Here is a 19,646-nt window from a genome sequence, read left to right on the forward strand (position 1 = left end):
AGGCGCAGTAAAAGCGACCTCGAAGACTTCACTTACAGGTTCTGGGTAACGAACGAGAGCATCTGGTCGGCGGTGGAAATGACCTTGGAGTTCATTTCGTAGGCACGCTGGGTGGTGATCATGTTGACCAGCTCTTCCACGGTGCTGACGTTGGAGTTTTCCAGGGTCTGCTGCTGCACCACGCCAAAGCCGTTCAGGCCCGGGGTACCGACTTGCGGCGCGCCACTGGCGGCAGTTTCCAGGAACAGGTTGCCACCCACGGCCTGCAGGCCGGCCGGGTTGATGAAGTCGGCGGTCTGGATGTTGCCGATGACCTGCGATGCCGGGTTGCCGGCGGTGGTGATCGATACGGTGCCGTCACGGCCCACGGTGAAGGTTTGCGCCTCAGGCGGCACCACGATCGCCGGCTCCAGGGCAAAGCCGCTGGCAGTAACGATCTGGCCGTCGGAGTTCAGGTGAAAGGTACCGTCACGGGTGTAGGAGACGGTGCCATCGGGCTGCAGGATCTGGAAGAAACCACGACCGTCGAGGGCCATGTCCAGCGGGTTCTCGGTGGTTTGCAGGCTACCGGCGGTGAAGCTCTTCTGGGTGCCGACAATGCGTACACCGGTACCCAGTTGCAGGCCCGACGGCAGCTCGCTGTCCTGGGTCGACTGGGCGCCAGCCTGGCGACGGGTCTGGTACAGCAGGTCCTGGAACTCGGCACGATCACGTTTGAAGCCGGTGGTCGAAACGTTGGCCAGGTTGTTGGAAATGGTGGTCAGGTTCATGTCCTGGGCGGACAAGCCTGTTTTACTGACCCAAAGAGCCGGAAGCATGCTGTTCTCCTCGCGCGCCTGTTTTACGGCGCTACGTCTGTGTAATTAGCCGATTTGCAAAACCCGAGCCATGGCTTCATCGCCTTCCTTGGCCGTGGTCATCATTTTGATGTGCAGTTCGAATTGACGGGACAGCGCCAGCACCGAGGTCATTTCCTCGACCGCATTGACGTTGCTGGTTTCAAGAAAACCCGACACCAGCTTGACGTCGGCATCAGCCGCAGCCGGTTGACCATTGGTGGTGTGGATCAGGCCATCAAGGCCTTTGGTCATGGTTTTCAGGTCCGGGTTGACCATCTTGATGCGGTCGACTTCAGCCATCACCCGCGGCCCCTCACCCATGGCACGGATGCTGATCGTGCCGTCTTCACCGACTTCGATCTTCTGCTCCGGCGGCACGGCGATCGGCCCGCCATTGCCCATCACCGGCATGCCGTTGCCGGCACGCAGCACGCCCAGGGCGTCAATGTTCATGCTTGCGGTACGCACATAGGCTTCGCTGCCATCCGGCGCCTGCACGGCGATAAACCCGTCGCCACCGATGGCCACGTCCAGGTCACGCCCGGTTTCCTGCATCGAGCCTGGCGAGAAGTCTGTCGCCGGGCGCTCGGTCATGGCATAGGCACGCGCCGGAAAGCTGTCGCCGAACACCGGCATCGAACGCGCCTGCTCCAGGTCGCGCTGAAAGCCGGTGGTGGAAATGTTCGCGAGGTTGTTGGCATGTGCCTTTTGCGCCAGCGCGTTCTGGCTGGCCCCGGTCATGGCCACGTACAGCATCTTGTCCACAGTATTCCTCCCCTGCGCTGGCGAACACTTGCCGTTCGCCGCTGCTTTGCAGTGCATGAAGCAAGTTTCAAACCAACTTTACGCAAGCGCCGCAAAGCCCCGCCAGACAAGGCCTCGAGCAGTGCGCACGGATCAGAACAGAAGAAGCGCCGTCGAAATTACGGCGCCGGCTTGCCGCTAGCGGCAACACTCAATAGGCGCGGCATGCCGCATTGTTGAAGGGACCGGCAAAACGCTTCCAGCCATCGCCCGGCGAAAACTGTGAGCACACCAGACGCCCGTCGGCCTGGCTCTCCCAGCGATACCAGGCGGCAGCATCGGCCCTCACCCCGGTTATCAGCAGCGCGGCACACACGCCCAACAGCCATCGTTGCCACATGATCAGACCCTCTGAAATGAAAGACCCCTTCCGAAAAAGGGGTCCGTCGATCACTAACGCACTACACCGGCATCAGGTCATCTGAATGATGGTCTGCATGATGGTGCTCTGGGTCGAGATGGTCTTGGCGTTTGCCTGGTAGTTGCTCTGCGCCTTGATCAACTCGACCAGTTCGTTGGTCAGGTTAACGTTGGACGCTTCCAGCGAGTTGGAAGCGATCGAGCCCAGGGTGCCGGTTTTCGGCGCGTCGATACCCGGAATGCCCGAGGCGTAGGTTTCGGTCCAGCGGGTACCGCCCATTGGTTGCAAGCCCTGCTCGTTGGCGAACGAGGCAACGGCCACCTGGCCAATGGCACGAGACTGCTGGTTGCTGAAGCTGGCGAACATTACACCACTGGAGTCGATGCTCAGGCTCGACAGAATACCGGTGGCATAACCGTCCTGGCTTTGCGACAGGCGCGTGGTCGGCGTGTTGTACGAGGTGGTCGCGGTCATGTCGATGGCGATGCCGCCAGCGTTGGCCTCGGAGCCGTTATTACCCCAGGTTGGCGGCGTGGTGGTGGCATCGGTGACGGTAGCCGGAATCCAGCCGGTCAACTTGAAGACCTTGTTCACCACTTCGTAGCCAGAACCTGCTGCACCGGCAGTCATGGTGTCGACGCTGCCATCAGGCTTGAAGGTAATGGTGCCTTCCAGTGCCTGCGGCGGCTCCTGGGTCGGGTCGAGCGGGTTGCGGCCATCGATCAGGGTGTAGGACTTCCACTCGTTGGTGTCGGTCTTCACGTAGTACTGATCCATGACGTGCTCGTTACCCTGGCTGTCATAGATCTTGGTGGCGAAGGTCTTGTTCCAGGTCGAGTCGTCGCTTGGGCTGAAGGTCACTGTGCCCGGAATGACCTTGTCCGACGAGTTCAGGTTGATGCCCTGGTCGATCGACGTCGTGGACTTTGGCGCCAGCGCCGAGGTATCGATCTTCAGGTCGGTCAATACGCCGTTGATGATCTTGCCGTTTTCATCCACACCATAGCCACGCAGGCGCAGACCATCGGCCGTCACTACGTAGTTGTCCTTGTTGGTCTGGAAGGCACCGGCACGGGTGTAGCTCAGCGAGCCGTTGTCGCTCAGGACAAAAAAGCCCTGACCCTGAATCCCCATGTCCAGCACGTTGCCGGTGTTGGTGATTTCGCCGTTGGTGAACTGCTGGGAAACCGAGGCCAGGCGCACGCCGTTGCCTACGCTCTGCGAGCCGACACCCAGCTTGTTGGCCGAATAGACGTCGGCGAATTCCGCGCGCGACGATTTGAAGCCGGTGGTCGCAACGTTGGCGATGTTGTTGCCGGTCACGTCCAGTTGTTTGTTGGCTGCATAGAGACCGCTAAGGCCGATATTGAATGACATCTTTCACTCCTTGTGCCGCGTTAGCCGGCTCTATATACCGATGGTTTGGACTTTGGACAGCGCGATGCTGCCCAGGCCGGCAAGATTGAGCATCATCTCGCCGCCGGTCTGACTGATCGTTACGCTGCTGACCGTGGCAGGCAGCATGGTGTACATGTCCAGCTGCTTGCCATCGATGGTGGTTTTGGCGCCAAAGGTGTAGGTACCCGGGTCAACCTTCTCGCCCGCATCGTTGGTGCCGTCCCAGACGAAGGCAGCGTTGCCGGCCGCCTGCTCACCCAGCTCGATGGTCTTGACCACCTTGCCGTCCTTGTCGGTAATGGTGACAGTGGCGTTGCTCAGCGATTGCGGGACAACCACCGAACCGTTGAAGCTCTTGGTGGTATCGACCACCGCCTTGTCCGTCTGGGCAATCACCGAGCGACCGACCAGCGAAGACGCCTGCAATGCTTGCGACGATTTGTAGTTGCCGGAAATAGCCGTCACCGACTCGTTCAGCGAGGTGATGCCTTCCAGGCTGCTGAACTGCGCCAGCTGGGCCACGAACTCGCTGTTGTCCTGCGGATCGAGCGGGTTCTGGTTACGCATCTGGGTAACCAGCAACTGCAGGAACGCATCCTTGCCCAGGGTCTGGTTGCCCGTGGCACTGTTGGTTGCCGAGGCAACGCCGGTAGAGGTGCCGGTCGTGGAGGTCTTGGCCGACGCCTTGAGGACGTCGTTCAGGTTGACCCCGGCGGTGGTGTCGTTAACGCTTGCCATTGGCTTCGTCCTTTATCACTGACCCAGGGTCAGGACCTTCTGCATCATGGTCTTGGCCGTGTTCATCAACTCGGCATTGGTCTGGAACGAGCGACTGGCGGAGATCATGTCCGCCATCTCCTCGACCACGTTGACGTTCGGGTAGTAGACGTAACCGTCCTTGTTCGCCGCCGGGTGATTCGGCTCGTAGCGCGCCTCCAGATTGCTCTGGTCTTCCACCACGCCCAGCACCTGCACACCCTGCCCGGCGGCATCCTGATCCTGGAACAGCGACTGGCTGACGCCGGCCTGGGCGTTCTGGAACGTGGTGGCAAACACGGGATGGCGGGCACGGTAGGTCTGATCGATGCTCGACGACACGGTTTCGGCGTTGGCGATGTTCGAAGCGACGGTATTCAGGCGCGTGGTTTGCGCACTCATGCCGCTACCGGCAATGTTGAAGACACTGGCGAGGGACATGACTTACTCTCCGCGCAGGGCCGATACCAGCCCTTTGAATTTACTGTTGAGCAGCGTAAAGCTGGCCTGGAAACCCACGGCGTTCTCCGCATAGCTCGATTGTTCAAGCTGGGCATCGACGGTGTTCTGATCGATCGACGGCTGCATCGGCGTACGGTACTGCAGGGTATCGTCGGCCATGGCCAGCCCCTCGGCATCGATATGCCGGGTGTTGGTGCGATCCAGCGCAAAGCGGCCGGTCTTGGTTTTTTCGCTCTCGGCCGCCAGCACCGAAGCGAAATCCATGTCGCGCGCCTTGTAGTTGGGCGTGTCGGCGTTGGCGATGTTGTTGGCCAGCACTTCAGCACGCTGGGCGCGAAAGCCCAGTGCCTTTTCGTGAATGCCGAGCGCTTTGTCGAAGCTGATGCTCATGTCGGGGAAACCTTCGAAGGTTTTTCGTTGACTGAGCTAGAGCAAGAGCCATGCCAAAAAACAAAACCCCGTAAATATGGGGCTTCGAAGGGTTTGCCGCTGGCGGCAATGCCAGAAAAGCGGCAAAGGATTTCCGCTGCCGCCAGCAAAGTGGCAAAAAAAAGCGGCAAGTCAGAAGCTGTAAGCGGCAAGGAAAGCACACCGCGTTCAGCTTGTAACTTGCCGCTTTCAGCAGGCAGCTTGCCGCTTATTTGGCCTGATAGATGATGCCCGGGCTGCACTGAACCATCTGGTAATGGTCAGGCAGACCATTGAGCGCCTCTGATGCGCCGAGGAACAGGTAGCCACCCGGCTTGAGCGTGCTGTGAATGCGCAGCAGGATGTCTTTTTTGACCTGCGCCGAGAAGTAGATCAGCACGTTGCGGCAGAACACGATGTCGAACTTGCCCAGGCTTGCGTAGCTGTCGAGCAGGTTGAACGAGCGAAACTCCACACGGCTGCGAATCGGCGCCTTGACCGCCCAACGCCCTGGCGCCTTCACGTCAAAGTAACGCTGCAGACGCTCCTGGGACAAACCACGGGCAATCGCCAGGCTGTCATATTCGCCACTCTTGCAGTTGGTGAGCATGGAGCCGGACAGGTCGGTGGCGACAATCTGTGCCCCCATCTTCAGCTGGCCGATGTTGCTGCGCTCGAACTCATCGATGGCCATGGAGATCGAGTACGGCTCCTGCCCCGAGGAGCAGGCCGCCGACCAGATACGCAGGCGCTGACCGGGGTTGGCCTTGATCTGCTCGGGCAACACCTTGTTCTTCAGCACTTCGAAGGGATAGGTATCGCGAAACCAGAGCGTCTCGTTGGTGGTCATGGCATCTACCACCTGCTCACGCAAGCCGCTGCGCGGCTGGCTCTGAATGCGCTGCACCAGTTCTGTCAGGGACTTGATACCCTGCTGTTCCATCAGCTTGTTGAGACGGCTGGAGACCAGGTACTGCTTATTTTCGCCCAGCAGGATGCCACAGGCTTTTTCCAGGAAGACCCGGAACTGTTCGAAATCCAAATTACCCGTAGACAATGATGCCGCCTCTTAAATCGTGTGAACCGCCAGGGGCTCAGCCCCTGGCCGTTAGTGCGTAGCCTTGATGCGATCGACAACGCGCTGGGCGAGGTCGTCTGGCTTGAATTTGGCCAGGAAGTCATCCGCCCCGACCTTCTTGACCATCGCCTGGTTGAACACGCCGGAAAGCGAAGTATGCAGGATGATATGCAGCTTTTGCATGCGCGGGTCGTTGCGAATCTCGGCGGTCAGGGTATAGCCGTCCATCTCCGGCATCTCGATATCGGAGATCATCATCAGGAATTCATCCTCCGGACGCTTGCCTTCATCCACCAGCTTGCGCAGGTAGTCGAGCGCCTGACGGCCATCATTGAGTGCCACCACTTCGACCCCGACAGTCTGCAGGCAACGGCTGACCTGCTTGCGCGCCACCGACGAATCGTCGACCGTCAGCACCCGCAGCAACACCGCCTTGTCCTGCACCTCGGCATCCACCACGCCGGCCGAGATGGACTCGGAGGTCGGCGCGACTTCGGCGAGGATCTTCTCCACGTCGATGATCTCGACCATCTTGTTGTCGACCCGGGTCACCGCCGTCAGGTAGTGATCACGGCCGGTCCCCTTGGGTGGCGGATGGATCTCTTCCCAGTTCATGTTGACGATGCGCTCCACCGAGTGCACCAGAAAACCCTGGGTCTTGGTGTTGTACTCGGTGATGATCACGAAACTGTTGCTTGTTTCTTCACGCAGACCGGGCATCCCGGTCGCCATCGCAAGATCGAGGATCGGGATGGTTGCCCCACGAATATTCGCGACTCCGCGCACTACCGGGTTGGACTTTGGCAACACGGTCAGGGGCGGGCATTGCAGCACTTCCCGCACCTTGAACACGTTGATCCCGTAGAGCTGATCGCCATTGAGGCGGAACAACAGCAACTCCAGGCGATTCTGTCCAACCAATTGCGTGCGCTGGTTAACCGAATCCATTACACCAGCCATGCCAGACTCCTTCACCAAACGCTACAGGCTACGTACCCAGTCGGCACGCGCTTTGCTTTTTTTAATCGTATGAACACGAAAACGACATTTTTCCGACGCCTGACCTGCCAGCTACCCGGCTTCCTTGCTGCGCTGTGCCTGATGATGCCAGGCGCCCGCCCCTTGGCTGATTCTTTCACCTTGCCTGAACAGCTTATCGGTGTCACCCAAGGGTTTCTTGAATTCACCGTCGAAGATTACCTGGCCAGCAGCCAGACCGAAGGACGCTATGAAATCCAGGTCAACACCCTCGACCCGCGCCTGCGCATGCCCCTGTGTGACCGTCAGCTGGACGCCAGCCTGGAAAGCCCTGCGCAGCCCCTGGGCCGGGTTACGGTAAGGGTACGTTGCGCAGGCAGTGGTCCTTGGACGGTGTTCGTGCCCGCCCAGGTACGCCTGTTTCGCAATGTCGTGACCGTCACCCGCCCGCTCAAGCGCGAAAGCATTGTCGGCGAGCAGGACGTTGCCCTGCGCGAGCGCGACGTAGGCACGCTCAACCAGGGTTTCCTGAGCAGCCTGGACCAGGCCGTCGGACTGAAACTTATCCGACCGACGGTCATGGACCAGGTGCTGACGCCTCAGCACCTGGAGCAGGCCGAGGTAATCCGCAAGGGCGATCAGGTGGTGATCACCGCGCGCAGCGGCAGCCTGAGCGTGCGCATGCCCGGCGAAGCCCTGGCCAAAGGCGGCCTGAGCGAGCAGATCCGGGTGCGCAACCTCAATTCAAAACGGGTGGTCAAGGCCAGGGTAACCGGGCCAGGCCAGGTGGAAGTGGCCATGTAAACGCTAAATCAGCAAGAACTCTGGCGATCAGGAACTGCTTTTCCTAAACTGTGTCCCATTGGGAGCCCAGACGTGCCGCTCAGGTTGCAGTGCATTTGCGCCTAAAGTTTCTTTCGGGTTGGCCGAAAACAAGGCAAGCGTCCATATACCCAGAGGTTTTCTGATCATGGTCATCGACATCAGTCGTTTGAATAGTTCTCCGTCAGTGACTGGCGTGCGTACTGGCAACAGCCAGGAAAACACCGCCAGCACCGCAGCCACCAAGGCCGACAGCGTCGCCCAGGGCAGCGCCAGCGGAGAAACCGTACACCTCAGCCAAGAGGCACAGCAGTTGCAAAAGGTCAGCGATAAGCTGCGCGACCAGCCGATTGTCAACAGTGCCCGTGTGGCCGAGTTGAAACAGGCTATCGCCGACGGCAGCTACCAGGTCGACAGCAACCGCGTCGCCAGCAAACTGCTAAATTTCGAAGCCCAGCGCTAGCCCCTGGCGCGCTGACTTCAGGACGCTTGAACCAAAGAGCCAGCCATGCACGACACTACCTTGCTGCAATTGATCGAAGACGATTTTGCTCCAGCGCAACAACTGCTCGATTTGCTGCAGGCCGAATCAACTGCCCTGCACGGTCGCGACATGCCGCTGCTTGAAGACATTCTTGCGCGCAAGCAGTCGCTGGTACTCCTCCTCGATCAGCAAGGCCGGCGGCGCAGTGAGCTACTGGCAGGCCTTGGCCTGAGCCCGGACCGCGAAGGTGCGCAACAGCTGGCCAGCCAGTCATCGCTGGGTGAGCTGCTGATGCAGCAACTCGATGCATTGGGCAAGATGCTCGCCGATTGCCAGGTAATCAACGAGCGCAATGGCCGCGCCATCACGCTTCAGCAAAGCACCACCGCCAACCAGATCAGAATCCTCATGGGCGGAGAAGCACCTTCGCTCTACGACAGCCGTGGGTCGACCTCCCCCCTTTCCAAGCCGCGCGCACTCAGCCAGGCTTGATTCCCTGTATCAAGGCGCAGAACATACTGGCAAAATGCCGTTACTTGCGTGTGTCGTTTTTGCCTGGAGATTGATTAACCGTGTTCAATGAAGCAGAAGCTCCGCAGCCTCCAAAGGTGCTTACCACGCCGTTGGAAATTGCCGCCAACTTGCGGTCGCTGCAAGAGAGCCATGACCCGCTGATCATCACTTTCCACGAACGCAGCCAGCGTTTCCAGAGCTATGTGGTCGAGGTCGACCGCGAAAGCAATCGCCTGGCGCTTGATGAAATGATCCCCCGTGACGGTGAACGCTTCCTGGAGAATGGGGAGCCGTTTCGCGTCGAGGGCTTTCATGATGGCGTACGTATTGCGTGGGAATGCAACACGTCGCTGACCATCAGCGAAGTCGATGGCCACCGTTGCTACCGCGGTGCCTTGCCGAGCGAAGTGGCCTACCACCAGCGTCGCAATGCCTTCCGTGCCGCGCTCAAGCTGTCGCAGCTGGTCGACATCAAGCTCGATGGCGACAAGCTCAAGGGCAATGGTGATCTGCGTGGCAAGTTGCTGGACATCTCGGCCACCGGCTGCAAGTTGCGCTTCGAAGGCGATGTGACTGAACGCCTGCAGCTGGGCCAGGTGTACGAAAAGTTCGCCACCGGCACACCGCTTGGCTTGTCCCAGGTTGAAGTTGAGCTGCGCCACCTGCACTTTGAAGAGCGCTTCAACACCACCTTTGCCGGGGTGCGCTTCCACAACCTGAACGGGCAGATGCAGCGCAAGATTGAAACTTTCGTCTATCAGTTGCAGCGCGAAGCGCGGCGTTTCGATAAAGACGACTATTGAGTTGATGGCTTCGCCGCAATGCCTGACTCCCCTGTAGGAGCCAGGCTTTCCGGCGAAGCAGACACCGCAGTGTGGCTGATACACCGCGTTCTCGTTCTTCGCGGGCAAGTCGGAGCGCCGCCCGCTCGCTCCTACGACGCCATGCGGTCATGACTCACACTGGCGTCGGCTTCTCCTCCGGCTCGCCAGCGGCACCCTCCTCGTCTTCCTCTTCGTCTTCGGTGTCTTCGGCCGCCACTGGTGCCTGCATCTGATCCTGTACAACCTGCTCATCAACCCGCGGGTCGAGTGCCGCCGACAACGGTGAGCCCGCCGCTGGCATGGCCACGTGATTGAGTGGCGCGTCGTCGACCTGGTGCAGCCCGGTAACGGCTTTCGGACGAATTCGCCAGACCAGCACCAGGGCAAAGAACACGAAGAAGGCATACAGCATCTGGGTGCCCAGCATCTTCATCAGCACCCCCGCCACCAACGGCCCGATACTGGCGCCAACACCATAAGTCACCAGCAACATGGCGGTAAGCGACACCCGTCGCTCACTTTCCACATGGTCGTTGGAAAATGCCACTGCCAAGGGGTACAGGCAGAACTGCAGCAACGACACCACAAACCCGGCAACAAACAACACCACCAGCGGCACCGTCGGCATGATCGCCAACGGCAACGCCGCCAGCGCCAGGCCCACCGCCACGCTGCGAATCAACTGCGCCCGGTCATAACGGTCCGATAACCAGCCCAGCGGCCACTGCACGACCAGGCCCGCGAAAATGCAGCAGCCCATGAACAAACCGACGTACTCGGTGCTCAAGCCCTGCTTGGCCGCATACAGCGGCGCCAAACCATAAAAGGAGCCGACAATCAGCCCCGAGCCGAGCACGGTACTCAGCGACTGCGGCACACGCTTGATGAAGAAGCGCGGCTCCATGGGGGCCGGTCGCAGCGGTGCCGGGTGAATACGCCGGGTCAACGCCACCGGCACAAGGCACAGGGCAAAACACATCGCCACCAGCATCAACAGTTCAGGCCCCAGTTGCGGGTGCGCAACCAGAATCAGCTGACCAAGTACCAGCCCCAGGTAGGACGCGATCATGTAGCCACTGAACACCATCCCGCGTTGCTTGGCGTCGGCCTGCTCATTGAGCCAGCTTTCGATGACCATGTACTGGCACATCATCCCCAGGCCGACAATCACCCGCAGCACCACCCACGCCGGCAGCCAGCTGACCAGGCCATGGCCAAGCACCGCAGCGCCGACAATGCCGGCACAGGTGGCGTAGGCGCGAATATGCCCGACCCGGGCAATCAGCCGGTGACCGATCTTGCCACCCAGGGCCAGACCAAAATAGTTGGCCGCCATCAGTGCACCCACCCACAGGCTATCGACATGGTCGGCCGTCAGGCGCAAGGCCAGGTAGGTACTCAACAGGCCAGAGCCGATCAACATCATCAGCGCGGCAAAATACAGCGCGCGAAAAGACTTCCAGATCTGTCGCATCAGCGTCCCTAACGGCTCCTTGAACAGGTGGGAAAAACTGCTTGAAAGCATAAGTGAAAATGACGGTGTTGCAGGCGCCAGGCATAAAAAAACAGGCAGCAGACCTTCATTGAAAAATGTCTGCTACCTGCCTCAATGATCTCCCATCGCAGTGATCACTGCGTTGCCAAAACTACGCTTGAGCTGCCAAAACGCGACGTTCCCACGGGGTAATTTCATCAAAGAAGCTGGTCAGCTCCATCGTCTTGGTAGCGATGTAGCCGTCAATGAATTCCTTGCCGAACAGCTCCCGCGCCAGTTCGCTGCGTTTCAGACGCTCAAGGGCCGCATGCAAGGTACACGGCAGGCTCAAATGATCGGGCACTTCGAACTCACCCTGGATTGCCGCTGTCGGGTCAAGCTGCTGCTCGATGCCGTGCAGGCCTGCCGCCAGGCTGGCGGCGATGGCCAGGTAGGGGTTGGTATCGGCGCCCGGCAGGCGGTTTTCCACCCGGCGTGCCACCGGCGCACTGGCCGGAATACGCAGGCCCGCCGCACGATTGTCTTCGGACCAGCAGGCATTGTTGGGCGAGGCGTAGGGATGGCACAGCCGCTGGTAGGAGTTAACGTTAGGTGCGAACAGCGCCGTGAAGTCGGCCATGCAGGCCTGCTGGCCGCCAATGAAATGGTAGAAGGCCGGTGTTGGCTTGCCGTCGTCATCACTGAACACATTGCGCCCGCTGCCGACCTCCACCACGCTTTGATGGATGTGCATCGAGCTGCCGGGTGTGTGGGCCAGGGGCTTGGCCATACACACCACGGTGAGGCCATGCTTGAGCGCTACCTCTTTGAGCAGGTGCTTGAACAGCAGGGTCTGGTCGGCCAGCAACAGCGGATCGCCGTGCAGCAGGTTGATCTCGAACTGGCTCACGCCCATTTCATGCATGAAGGTGTCGCGCGGCAAGCCCAGGGCTTCCATGCAGCGGTAGACTTCATTAAAGAAAGGGCGCAGACCGTTGTTGGAACTGACGCTGAACGCCGAGTGCCCTTCTTCGCGGCGACCATCCCTACCCACGGGCGGCAGGAACGGCTGGGTGGGATCGGTGTTGGGGGCAAAGACAAAGAATTCGAGCTCGGTCGCCACCACCGGCGCCAGCCCCCGCGCCGCATAACGGGCGATCACCGCCTTGAGCAACCCGCGGGTGGAAAGCCCGGAGCTGGCTCCGCTCAGTTCGACCGCATCACAAATTGCCAGTGCACGCGGCTCGTCGCTCCAGGGCAGGCGATAAATGTGCTGAGCATCGGCTACCAGGGCCAGGTCGCCATCATCGCTGCCGTAAAAACGCGCTGCCGGGTAACCGCCCATGATGCATTGCAACAACACGCCTCGCGCCATTTGCAAACGGCGGCCCTCGAGAAACCCTGCGGCGGTCATTACCTTGCCGCGCGGTACGCCATTGAGGTCTGGCGTTACACACTCGATCTCATCGATGCCCGTCAATCGCTCGGCGAGAGAGCGGTGGCCACTGGTCGTCATGACGCTATCCTTATTGTTTTCGCATGCCGGTATCGGCGACACCTACAACATAGGCATTGGCCGTTCGAAATTTCAAGCACCCAAAGCCTTGGTGATCGTAATTATCTACACACGGGGCATCGTCTCTCAGGCCGGCAAGGTCAGGCCATTGGCCGGCAACGGCAGCGCAGTCTTGTAGCGCACCTGCTTCAAGGCAAAGCTCGAGCGGATATTGGCCACACCCGGCAGACGCGTGAGGTAGTCGAGAAAGCGCTCCAGCGCCTGGATGCTTGGCAGCAGTACGCGCAACAGGTAGTCCGGGTCTCCGGTCATCAGGTAGCACTCCATGACTTCCGGGCGCTCGGCTATCTCCTCCTCAAAACGATGCAGGGATTGCTCCACCTGCTTTTCGAGGCTGACATGAATGAACACATTGACGTCCAGCCCCAGCACCTCGGGCGCCAGCAGGGTCACCTGCTGGCGAATCACGCCCAGCTCTTCCATGGCCTTTACCCGGTTGAAACAGGGTGTCGGCGACAGATTGACCGAACGTGCGAGCTCGGCGTTGGTGATCCGCGCATTTTCCTGAAGGCTGTTGAGAATGCCGATATCGGTGCGATCCAGTTTACGCATGAGAAAATTTCACCTGTTTTTTGTCTTTATAAAGAATGTTTATCCGCAAGCCCAAGCAAAGGCAATGAACTTGAGATAAATATTCTTCAGGCGCCCGAATATTATGTAGGACAAGACTGACTCTCTGGTCACAAGCCGGGGTTTCAGTAGCGACCGCTTCAAAGCTCAACAAAAACACAAGACAGAGCGAGCGTAAAAAAGCATGAACGAGTACGCCCCCCTGCGTTTGCATGTGCCCGAGCCTACCGGCCGGCCAGGCTGCCAGACCGACTTTTCCTACCTGCGGCTGAACGATGCCGGCAAGGTCCGTAAACCCCCCGTTGATGTAGAAGCCGCCGACACGGCCGATATCGCCTACAGCCTGATCCGGGTGCTGGACGACAAAGGCAACGCCCTCGGCCCGTGGGCTGAAGACATCGGCCCCGACGTCCTGCGCCAAGGCATGCGCACCATGCTCAAGACCCGCCTGTTCGACAGCCGCATGGTCGTCGCCCAGCGCCAGAAGAAGATGTCCTTCTACATGCAGAGCCTGGGTGAAGAAGCCATCGGCAGTGGCCAGGCGATGGCCCTGAACCGCACCGACATGTGCTTCCCTACCTACCGCCAGCAAAGCATCCTCATGGCCCGCGACGTCTCGCTGGTGGAGATGATCTGCCAACTGCTGTCCAACGAGCGTGATCCGCTCAAGGGTCGCCAGCTGCCAATCATGTACTCGGTACGCGAAGCCGGTTTCTTCACCATCAGCGGCAACCTCGCGACCCAGTTCGTCCAGGCTGTCGGCTGGGCCATGGCCTCGGCGATCAAGGGCGATACCAAAATCGCCTCGGCGTGGATCGGCGACGGCGCCACCGCCGAATCCGACTTTCACACAGCCCTGACCTTCGCCCACGTTTACCGCGCGCCGGTGATCCTCAACGTGGTCAACAACCAGTGGGCCATCTCCACCTTCCAGGCCATCGCCGGCGGCGAGTCGACCACTTTCGCCGGTCGCGGCGTCGGTTGCGGCATCGCCTCGCTGCGTGTAGACGGCAACGACTTCATTGCCGTCTACGCGGCCTCGCGCTGGGCGGCCGAACGCGCCCGTCGTGGCCTTGGCCCAAGCCTGATCGAATGGGTCACCTACCGTGCCGGCCCGCACTCGACGTCGGACGACCCGTCCAAGTACCGCCCGGCCGACGACTGGAGCCACTTCCCGCTGGGCGACCCGATCGCACGGCTCAAACAGCACCTGATCGCCATTGGCCACTGGTCCGAAGAAGAGCACCAGGCGGTGACCGCCGAGCTCGAGGCCGAGATCATCAAGGCGCAGAAAGAAGCCGAACAGTACGGCACCCTCGCCGGCGGCCAGATGCCAAGCCCGGCCTCGATGTTCGAGGATGTCTACAAGGAAATGCCGGAGCACCTGCGCCGCCAGCGCCAGGAACTGGGGGTCTGAGATGAACGATCACAACACTTCTATCCAGCTGGAAACTGCCATGGCGACGACCACGATGACCATGATCCAGGCCCTGCGCTCGGCCATGGACATCATGCTTGAGCGCGATGACAACGTGGTCGTGTACGGCCAGGACGTAGGCTACTTTGGCGGCGTATTCCGCTGCACCGAGGGCCTGCAGGCCAAATACGGCAAGTCGCGGGTGTTCGATGCACCGATCTCCGAGAGCGGCATCGTCGGTACCGCCGTCGGCATGGGTGCCTACGGCCTGCGGCCGGTGGTGGAGATTCAGTTCGCCGACTACTTCTACCCGGCCTCCGACCAGATCGTCTCGGAAATGGCGCGCCTGCGCTACCGTTCCGCCGGCGAGTTCGTTGCTCCGCTAACCCTGCGCATGCCTTGCGGCGGTGGCATCTATGGCGGCCAGACTCACAGCCAGAGCCCCGAGGCGATGTTCACCCAGGTGTGCGGCCTGCGCACGGTGATGCCATCGAACCCGTACGACGCCAAAGGCCTGCTGATCGCCTCGATCGAAAACGACGACCCGGTCATCTTCCTTGAGCCCAAGCGCCTCTACAACGGCCCGTTCGACGGCCACCACGACCGCCCGGTGACGCCGTGGTCGAAACACCCGACCAGCGCCGTGCCCGACGGTTACTACACCGTCCCGCTGGACAAAGCCGCCATCACCCGCCCCGGCAATGACGTAACCGTGCTCACTTACGGCACCACCGTCTACGTGTCGCAAGTCGCCGCCGAAGAAACCGGTGTCGACGCCGAAGTCATCGACCTGCGCAGCCTGTGGCCGCTGGACCTGGAAACCATTGTCGCCTCGGTGAAGAAGACCGGTCGTTGCGTGGTGGTCCACGAAGCCACCCGCACCTGCGGCTTTGGCGCCGAACTGGTGTCGCTGGTGCAAGAACACTGCTTCCATCACCTCGAAGCCCCGATCGAGCGCGTTACCGGCTGGGACACCCCCTACCCGCATGCGCAGGAATGGGCGTATTTCCCAGGCCCCTCACGTGTGGGCGCGGCTTTGAAACGGGTCATGGAGGTCTGAATGGGCACGCACGTCATCAAGATGCCGGATATCGGTGAAGGCATCGCACAAGTTGAACTGGTGGAATGGTTCGTCAAAGTCGGCGATACCGTCACCGAAGACCAGGTCGTGGCCGATGTCATGACCGACAAGGCCACAGTGGAAATTCCTTCCCCCGTCAGCGGCAAGGTATTGGCCCTGGGTGGCCAGCCTGGCGAAGTCATGGCGGTGGGCAGCGAACTGATTCGCATCGAAGTCGAAGGTGCCGGCAACGTGCACGCCAGTGCCAGCACAGCTGCCACTGTGGGAGCGGGCTTGCCCCGCGAAGAGCCCCGCGCAGTCGATACGCCTGCACCGGCAACCAAGCCAGCTGCACCACCTGTAGCCGCCCCCACTGCACCCGCACCTTCCGCGCACCAGGCCGCTCCAATCGTCCCGCGCGAAGCCAACGAGCGCCCACTGGCCTCCCCGGCCGTGCGCAAACGTGCCCTGGATGCCGGTATCGAATTGCGTTATGTACACGGAAGCGGGCCGGCCGGACGCATCCTGCATGAAGACCTGGATGCGTTTCTCACCCAGCCGACCCTTAGCACCCAGAGCGCGCCGGGCGGCTACGGCAAACGCACCGACAGCGAGCAGATCCCGGTCATCGGCCTGCGCCGCAAGATCGCCCAGCGCATGCAGGATGCCAAACGCCGTGTCGCGCACTTCAGCTACGTCGAAGAGATCGACGTCACCGCCCTGGAAGAGCTGCGCCTGCACCTGAACAAGAAGTGGGGCGACAGCCGCGGCAAGCTCACCCTGCTGCCATTCCTGGTGCGCGCCATGGTCGTGGCCTTGCGCGAGTTTCCCCAGATCAACGCGACCTACGACGATGAAGCCCAGGTGATTACCCGCCACGGCGCGGTGCATGTCGGCATCGCCACCCAGGGTGACAATGGCTTGATGGTTCCGGTGCTGCGCCATGCCGAAGCCGGCAGCCTGTGGAGCAACGCCGGCGAAATCGTGCGCCTGGCCAATGCCGCGCGCGGCAACAAGGCCAGCCGTGAGGAGTTGTCCGGATCGACCATCACCCTGACCAGCCTCGGTGCCTTGGGCGGAATCGTCTCGACACCGGTGGTGAATACTCCGGAAGTCGCCATCGTCGGCGTCAACCGCATGGTCGAACGGCCGATGGTGATCAACGGCCAGATCGTCATCCGCAAGATGATGAACCTGTCCAGCTCGTTCGATCACCGCGTGGTCGACGGTATGGACGCAGCCCTCTTCATCCAGGCCATCCGCGGCCTGCTCGAACAACCTGCCAGCCTGTTTGTGGAGTGACCATGCAACAGACGCTTAACACCACCCTGCTCATCATTGGTGGCGGCCCTGGCGGCTACGTCGCGGCGATTCGTGCCGGGCAACTGGGCATCCCGACCATTCTTGTCGAGGGCCAGGCGCTCGGCGGCACCTGCCTGAACATCGGCTGCATTCCGTCCAAGGCACTGATCCATGTTGCCGAGCAGTTCCACCAGACCCAACAGCACAGCCAGCAGTCAAGCCTGGGCATCAGGGTTTCGCCTCCCAGCCTCGACATCGGCCAGAGTGTGGCGTGGAAAGACGGCATCGTTGACCGGCTGACCAGCGGCGTCGCTGCCCTGCTGAAAAAGCACGGGGTCAAGGTAATCCATGGCTGGGCGAAGATCCTCGACGGCAAGAGCGTCGATGTCGATGGCCAGCGCATCCAGTGCGAACACCTGTTGCTGGCCACCGGTTCCAGCAGCGTCGCGTTGCCGATGCTGCCACTGGGCGGCGCGGTCATCTCGTCCACCGAAGCCCTGGCGCCCAAAGCTTTGCCCAAGCACCTGACGGTGGTTGGTGGTGGCTACATCGGCCTGGAGCTGGGCATCGCCTACCGCAAGCTGGGCGTCGCGGTCAGCGTGGTCGAGGCCCGTGAGCGGATCCTGCCCACCTACGACAGCGAGCTGACTGCACCGGTGGCCGAGTCGATCAAGAAGCTCGGCATAACGCTTTACCTTCAGCACAGCGTCGAAGGCTTCGATGCCGACACGCAGTGTCTGCAAGTGCGTGACCCGGCGGGCGCGTTGCTGCAGCTTGAGACCGACCAGGTGCTGGTCGCGGTGGGCCGCAAGCCTCGCACCCAGGGTTTCAACCTGGAAAGCCTGGCACTGAAGATGAACGGTGCGGCCATCGCCATTGATGACCGCTGCCAGACCAGCATGCGCAACGTCTGGGCCATCGGCGACCTCAGTGGCGAACCGATGCTCGCTCACCGGGCCATGGCTCAGGGCGAAATGGTTGCGGAGCTCATCGCCGGCAAATCCCGTCGTTTCGAACCCACCGCGATTGCCGCGGTGTGCTTCACCGACCCGGAGCTGGTGGTGGTGGGCAAAACACCGGAAAACGTCGAGCAGGAAGGCCTGGACTGCATCGTGTCGCAGTTCCCCTTTGCCGCCAATGGTCGCGCCATGACCCTGGAATCGAAAAGCGGCTTTGTCCGCGTGGTGGCGCGTCGCGACAACCACCTGATCCTCGGTTGGCAGGCCGTGGGCGTCAGCGTCTCGGAGCTGTCGACCGCGTTCGCCCAGTCGCTGGAAATGGGCGCACGCCTGGAAGATGTGGCAGGCACCATCCATGCGCATCCAACCCTGGGCGAAGCGGTCCAGGAAGCGGCACTGCGCGCACTGGGTCACGCCCTGCACCTGTAGAACACTGAAGCGGCTGCGGCCGATTTTGACCCGCTGCACGGCGCAGCGGGTCCTTTTTACTCGCTGATGAACTGCTTGCCGGCCGCCTTGGCCCGGTACAAGGCTTGATCTGCACGTGCCAACAACCCCGCCTGTGCTTCCCCCTCCGCTAACTGCACAATGCCGATGCTCAAGGTCAGACGCGTCTCGCCCACCGGCAGCGCTTGCTGCATGGCCCCACTGATACGCTCAGCCAGCGCTCGCGCCTTCGTCAGCGGCGCCTGCGGCATCACCACGACAAATTCGTCGCCGCCCCACCGTGCCAACAACTCGCCTGCGCCCAGGCAGCCCTTGATACGCTCAACCACGTCGATCAGTGCCGCATCCCCACAGGCATGACCGTAACGGTCATTGACCGGTTTGAAGTCGTCGATGTCCATGACCACAAGCGACAGCGGATGGCGAAAGCGCCGGGCCCGCTCGCACTCCTGCAGCAGGACTTTTTCCAGACGGTACCGGTTGGCGATCAGGGTCAGCGCATCGCGCTCGGCCAGGTCACGGTTCTCGTCGAGCTGGCGCTGCAACTGCTCGTTGACCCACGACAGCTCACGGGTGCGCTCGGCAACCAATGCTTCCAGCGACAGGTTCTGCTGTTTCAACTGTTCGAGCAAACGCTTGCTGGCGTCGATGTTGCGGTGGGCACCGAGCATGCGTGCCACCGAACCATCCGGGTTACGCGCGATGATATGGCCGCTGTCTTCTATCCACAGATAACTGCCGTCCTGACACTTGCAGCGGTACTGCACCCGATACTGCTCTGCACACTGCGTGATATAGGCCTCGAAGTGCTCCATCACCCGCGGGTAGTCATCAGGGTGGATGACGCTTTCCCAGGTGAACACCGAGTTATCCAGCGAATGATGGGCATAACCGAGCATCGCGTACCAACCCGGGTTGCGGTAGACATAACCGGTGTTGGCATTCCAGTCCCAGATACCGTCGCTGATGAGATCGAGCAGGGTTTGCAATTGAGCGTGCTCAAACGTTACGTACGGAACCTTCGGTACTGCCGATTCAGGTGCTTGACTCATGGACTTTCTCCCTTGTCCTCGACGACGGCATCCCAGCCTTGCCTTGACGCTGCCTTGCGCTT

At 60.9% G+C, this 19,646-nt stretch carries 22 protein-coding genes; 9 read left to right on the plus strand and 13 right to left on the minus strand.

The window, feature by feature from the left end; genetic code table 11:
• Positions 1-32: 32 nt before the first annotated feature.
• The 7 genes from flgG to flgB all read right to left on the minus strand — a co-directional run bounded on the left by flgG (position 33) and on the right by flgB (position 5,010).
• Entirely contained in the window at positions 33-818 is a 786-nt protein-coding gene (gene flgG / locus I5S59_RS08465) for a flagellar basal-body rod protein FlgG (protein WP_128324320.1), read from the minus strand.
• Between the two features lie 45 nt (positions 819-863).
• Positions 864-1,604: a flagellar basal-body rod protein FlgF gene (gene flgF / locus I5S59_RS08470; RefSeq protein ID WP_128324319.1), complete on the minus strand. Its 741-nt coding sequence runs from the start codon at positions 1,602-1,604 to the stop codon at positions 864-866.
• A 190-nt stretch (positions 1,605-1,794) separates the two neighbouring features.
• A complete protein-coding gene (locus tag I5S59_RS08475) occupies positions 1,795-1,983 on the minus strand; it encodes a hypothetical protein (RefSeq protein WP_197876217.1) in 189 nt (62 codons plus the stop codon).
• A gap of 72 nt (positions 1,984-2,055) precedes the next feature.
• On the minus strand, positions 2,056-3,381 hold the full coding sequence (flgE, locus tag I5S59_RS08480) for a flagellar hook protein FlgE (protein WP_197876218.1): 1,326 nt from the start codon (positions 3,379-3,381) through the stop codon (positions 2,056-2,058).
• A gap of 30 nt (positions 3,382-3,411) precedes the next feature.
• Positions 3,412-4,140: a flagellar hook assembly protein FlgD gene (flgD, locus tag I5S59_RS08485; RefSeq protein ID WP_128324316.1), complete on the minus strand. Its 729-nt coding sequence runs from the start codon at positions 4,138-4,140 to the stop codon at positions 3,412-3,414.
• 15 nt (positions 4,141-4,155) lie between these two features.
• Entirely contained in the window at positions 4,156-4,599 is a 444-nt protein-coding gene (gene flgC, locus I5S59_RS08490) for a flagellar basal body rod protein FlgC (RefSeq protein WP_128324315.1), read from the minus strand.
• Between the two features lie 3 nt (positions 4,600-4,602).
• Positions 4,603-5,010 carry a flagellar basal body rod protein FlgB gene (gene flgB, locus I5S59_RS08495; RefSeq protein WP_128324314.1) on the minus strand — a complete coding sequence of 136 codons (408 nt, stop codon included), beginning with the start codon at positions 5,008-5,010 and terminating at the stop codon, positions 4,603-4,605.
• On the opposite strand from flgB, the gene I5S59_RS08500 reads away from it, so the two are divergent.
• Positions 4,975-5,277, plus strand: a complete 303-nt coding sequence (locus I5S59_RS08500) for a hypothetical protein (protein ID WP_197876219.1) — start codon at positions 4,975-4,977, stop codon at positions 5,275-5,277. The genes flgB and I5S59_RS08500 overlap by 36 nt on opposite strands.
• On the opposite strand, the gene cheR is transcribed toward I5S59_RS08500, so the two are convergent.
• On the minus strand, positions 5,258-6,085 hold the full coding sequence (gene cheR, locus I5S59_RS08505) for a protein-glutamate O-methyltransferase CheR (protein WP_128324313.1): 828 nt from the start codon (positions 6,083-6,085) through the stop codon (positions 5,258-5,260). The genes I5S59_RS08500 and cheR overlap by 20 nt on opposite strands.
• A 51-nt stretch (positions 6,086-6,136) precedes the next feature.
• On the minus strand, positions 6,137-7,066 hold the full coding sequence (locus I5S59_RS08510; RefSeq protein ID WP_128324312.1) for a chemotaxis protein CheV: 930 nt from the start codon (positions 7,064-7,066) through the stop codon (positions 6,137-6,139).
• Between the two features lie 69 nt (positions 7,067-7,135).
• Between I5S59_RS08510 and flgA the strand changes: the two genes are divergently transcribed.
• From flgA to I5S59_RS08530, 4 genes are all read left to right on the plus strand, one after another.
• The gene (gene flgA, locus I5S59_RS08515) at positions 7,136-7,888 is read left to right on the plus strand and encodes a flagellar basal body P-ring formation chaperone FlgA (RefSeq protein WP_197876220.1); all 753 of its coding nucleotides are present in this window, start codon (positions 7,136-7,138) and stop codon (positions 7,886-7,888) included.
• A gap of 166 nt (positions 7,889-8,054) precedes the next feature.
• Positions 8,055-8,369: a flagellar biosynthesis anti-sigma factor FlgM gene (gene flgM / locus I5S59_RS08520; RefSeq protein WP_197876221.1), complete on the plus strand. Its 315-nt coding sequence runs from the start codon at positions 8,055-8,057 to the stop codon at positions 8,367-8,369.
• A gap of 45 nt (positions 8,370-8,414) precedes the next feature.
• Positions 8,415-8,882, plus strand: a complete 468-nt coding sequence (locus I5S59_RS08525; protein WP_197876222.1) for a flagella synthesis protein FlgN — start codon at positions 8,415-8,417, stop codon at positions 8,880-8,882.
• A gap of 80 nt (positions 8,883-8,962) precedes the next feature.
• Positions 8,963-9,706, plus strand: coding sequence for a flagellar brake protein (locus tag I5S59_RS08530; RefSeq protein WP_128324308.1), 744 nt, complete (start codon positions 8,963-8,965; stop codon positions 9,704-9,706).
• A gap of 154 nt (positions 9,707-9,860) precedes the next feature.
• Here the strand turns inward: I5S59_RS08530 and I5S59_RS08535 are convergent, their stop codons facing one another.
• From I5S59_RS08535 to bkdR, 3 genes are all read right to left on the minus strand, one after another.
• Positions 9,861-11,201 (minus strand): MFS transporter, encoded by a 1,341-nt coding sequence (locus tag I5S59_RS08535; RefSeq protein WP_197876223.1) that lies wholly within the window; start codon positions 11,199-11,201, stop codon positions 9,861-9,863.
• Between the two features lie 172 nt (positions 11,202-11,373).
• A complete protein-coding gene (locus I5S59_RS08540) occupies positions 11,374-12,615 on the minus strand; it encodes a glutamine synthetase family protein (protein ID WP_197876268.1) in 1,242 nt (413 codons plus the stop codon).
• A 228-nt stretch (positions 12,616-12,843) separates the two neighbouring features.
• Positions 12,844-13,329: a Bkd operon transcriptional regulator BkdR gene (bkdR, locus tag I5S59_RS08545; protein ID WP_128324305.1), complete on the minus strand. Its 486-nt coding sequence runs from the start codon at positions 13,327-13,329 to the stop codon at positions 12,844-12,846.
• 202 nt (positions 13,330-13,531) lie between these two features.
• Between bkdR and I5S59_RS08550 the strand changes: the two genes are divergently transcribed.
• From I5S59_RS08550 to lpdA, 4 genes are read left to right on the plus strand one after another with little or no spacing between them, the layout of a single operon-like run.
• Positions 13,532-14,764, plus strand: coding sequence for a 3-methyl-2-oxobutanoate dehydrogenase (2-methylpropanoyl-transferring) subunit alpha (locus tag I5S59_RS08550; protein ID WP_197876224.1), 1,233 nt, complete (start codon positions 13,532-13,534; stop codon positions 14,762-14,764).
• Position 14,765: 1 nt separating this feature from the next.
• Positions 14,766-15,824: an alpha-ketoacid dehydrogenase subunit beta gene (locus I5S59_RS08555; protein WP_197876225.1), complete on the plus strand. Its 1,059-nt coding sequence runs from the start codon at positions 14,766-14,768 to the stop codon at positions 15,822-15,824.
• Positions 15,825-17,126 (plus strand): dihydrolipoamide acetyltransferase family protein, encoded by a 1,302-nt coding sequence (locus I5S59_RS08560; protein ID WP_197876226.1) that lies wholly within the window; start codon positions 15,825-15,827, stop codon positions 17,124-17,126. It abuts the gene before it with no gap.
• 2 nt (positions 17,127-17,128) lie between these two features.
• A complete protein-coding gene (gene lpdA / locus I5S59_RS08565) occupies positions 17,129-18,514 on the plus strand; it encodes a dihydrolipoyl dehydrogenase (protein ID WP_197876227.1) in 1,386 nt (461 codons plus the stop codon).
• 56 nt (positions 18,515-18,570) lie between these two features.
• Here lpdA and I5S59_RS08570 read toward each other — a convergent pair whose 3' ends face one another.
• On the minus strand, positions 18,571-19,584 hold the full coding sequence (locus I5S59_RS08570) for a diguanylate cyclase domain-containing protein (RefSeq protein ID WP_197876228.1): 1,014 nt from the start codon (positions 19,582-19,584) through the stop codon (positions 18,571-18,573).
• Between the last annotated feature and the right edge of the window lie 62 nt (positions 19,585-19,646).

The sequence above is a fragment of the Pseudomonas alkylphenolica genome, assembly GCF_016009175.1.
GTDB classification, from domain to species: domain Bacteria; phylum Pseudomonadota; class Gammaproteobacteria; order Pseudomonadales; family Pseudomonadaceae; genus Aquipseudomonas; species Aquipseudomonas alkylphenolica_B.

What these genes read in the sequence shown, in the direction of transcription:
- flgG (WP_128324320.1), bottom strand. Translation starts at nt 818, where the DNA reads ATGCTTCCGGCTCTTTGGGTCAGTAAAACAGGCTTGTCCGCCCAGGAC.
- I5S59_RS08475 (WP_197876217.1), bottom strand. Translation starts at nt 1,983, where the DNA reads ATGTGGCAACGATGGCTGTTGGGCGTGTGTGCCGCGCTGCTGATAACC.
- flgE (WP_197876218.1), bottom strand. Translation starts at nt 3,381, where the DNA reads ATGTCATTCAATATCGGCCTTAGCGGTCTCTATGCAGCCAACAAACAA.
- flgD (WP_128324316.1), bottom strand. Translation starts at nt 4,140, where the DNA reads ATGGCAAGCGTTAACGACACCACCGCCGGGGTCAACCTGAACGACGTC.
- flgC (WP_128324315.1), bottom strand. Translation starts at nt 4,599, where the DNA reads ATGTCCCTCGCCAGTGTCTTCAACATTGCCGGTAGCGGCATGAGTGCG.
- flgB (WP_128324314.1), bottom strand. Translation starts at nt 5,010, where the DNA reads ATGAGCATCAGCTTCGACAAAGCGCTCGGCATTCACGAAAAGGCACTG.
- I5S59_RS08510 (WP_128324312.1), bottom strand. Translation starts at nt 7,066, where the DNA reads ATGGCTGGTGTAATGGATTCGGTTAACCAGCGCACGCAATTGGTTGGA.
- flgA (WP_197876220.1), top strand. Translation starts at nt 7,136, where the DNA reads ATGAACACGAAAACGACATTTTTCCGACGCCTGACCTGCCAGCTACCC.
- flgM (WP_197876221.1), top strand. Translation starts at nt 8,055, where the DNA reads ATGGTCATCGACATCAGTCGTTTGAATAGTTCTCCGTCAGTGACTGGC.
- I5S59_RS08525 (WP_197876222.1), top strand. Translation starts at nt 8,415, where the DNA reads ATGCACGACACTACCTTGCTGCAATTGATCGAAGACGATTTTGCTCCA.
- I5S59_RS08535 (WP_197876223.1), bottom strand. Translation starts at nt 11,201, where the DNA reads ATGCGACAGATCTGGAAGTCTTTTCGCGCGCTGTATTTTGCCGCGCTG.
- I5S59_RS08540 (WP_197876268.1), bottom strand. Translation starts at nt 12,615, where the DNA reads ATGACCGCCGCAGGGTTTCTCGAGGGCCGCCGTTTGCAAATGGCGCGA.
- bkdR (WP_128324305.1), bottom strand. Translation starts at nt 13,329, where the DNA reads ATGCGTAAACTGGATCGCACCGATATCGGCATTCTCAACAGCCTTCAG.
- I5S59_RS08550 (WP_197876224.1), top strand. Translation starts at nt 13,532, where the DNA reads ATGAACGAGTACGCCCCCCTGCGTTTGCATGTGCCCGAGCCTACCGGC.
- I5S59_RS08555 (WP_197876225.1), top strand. Translation starts at nt 14,766, where the DNA reads ATGAACGATCACAACACTTCTATCCAGCTGGAAACTGCCATGGCGACG.
- I5S59_RS08560 (WP_197876226.1), top strand. Translation starts at nt 15,825, where the DNA reads ATGGGCACGCACGTCATCAAGATGCCGGATATCGGTGAAGGCATCGCA.
- lpdA (WP_197876227.1), top strand. Translation starts at nt 17,129, where the DNA reads ATGCAACAGACGCTTAACACCACCCTGCTCATCATTGGTGGCGGCCCT.
- I5S59_RS08570 (WP_197876228.1), bottom strand. Translation starts at nt 19,584, where the DNA reads ATGAGTCAAGCACCTGAATCGGCAGTACCGAAGGTTCCGTACGTAACG.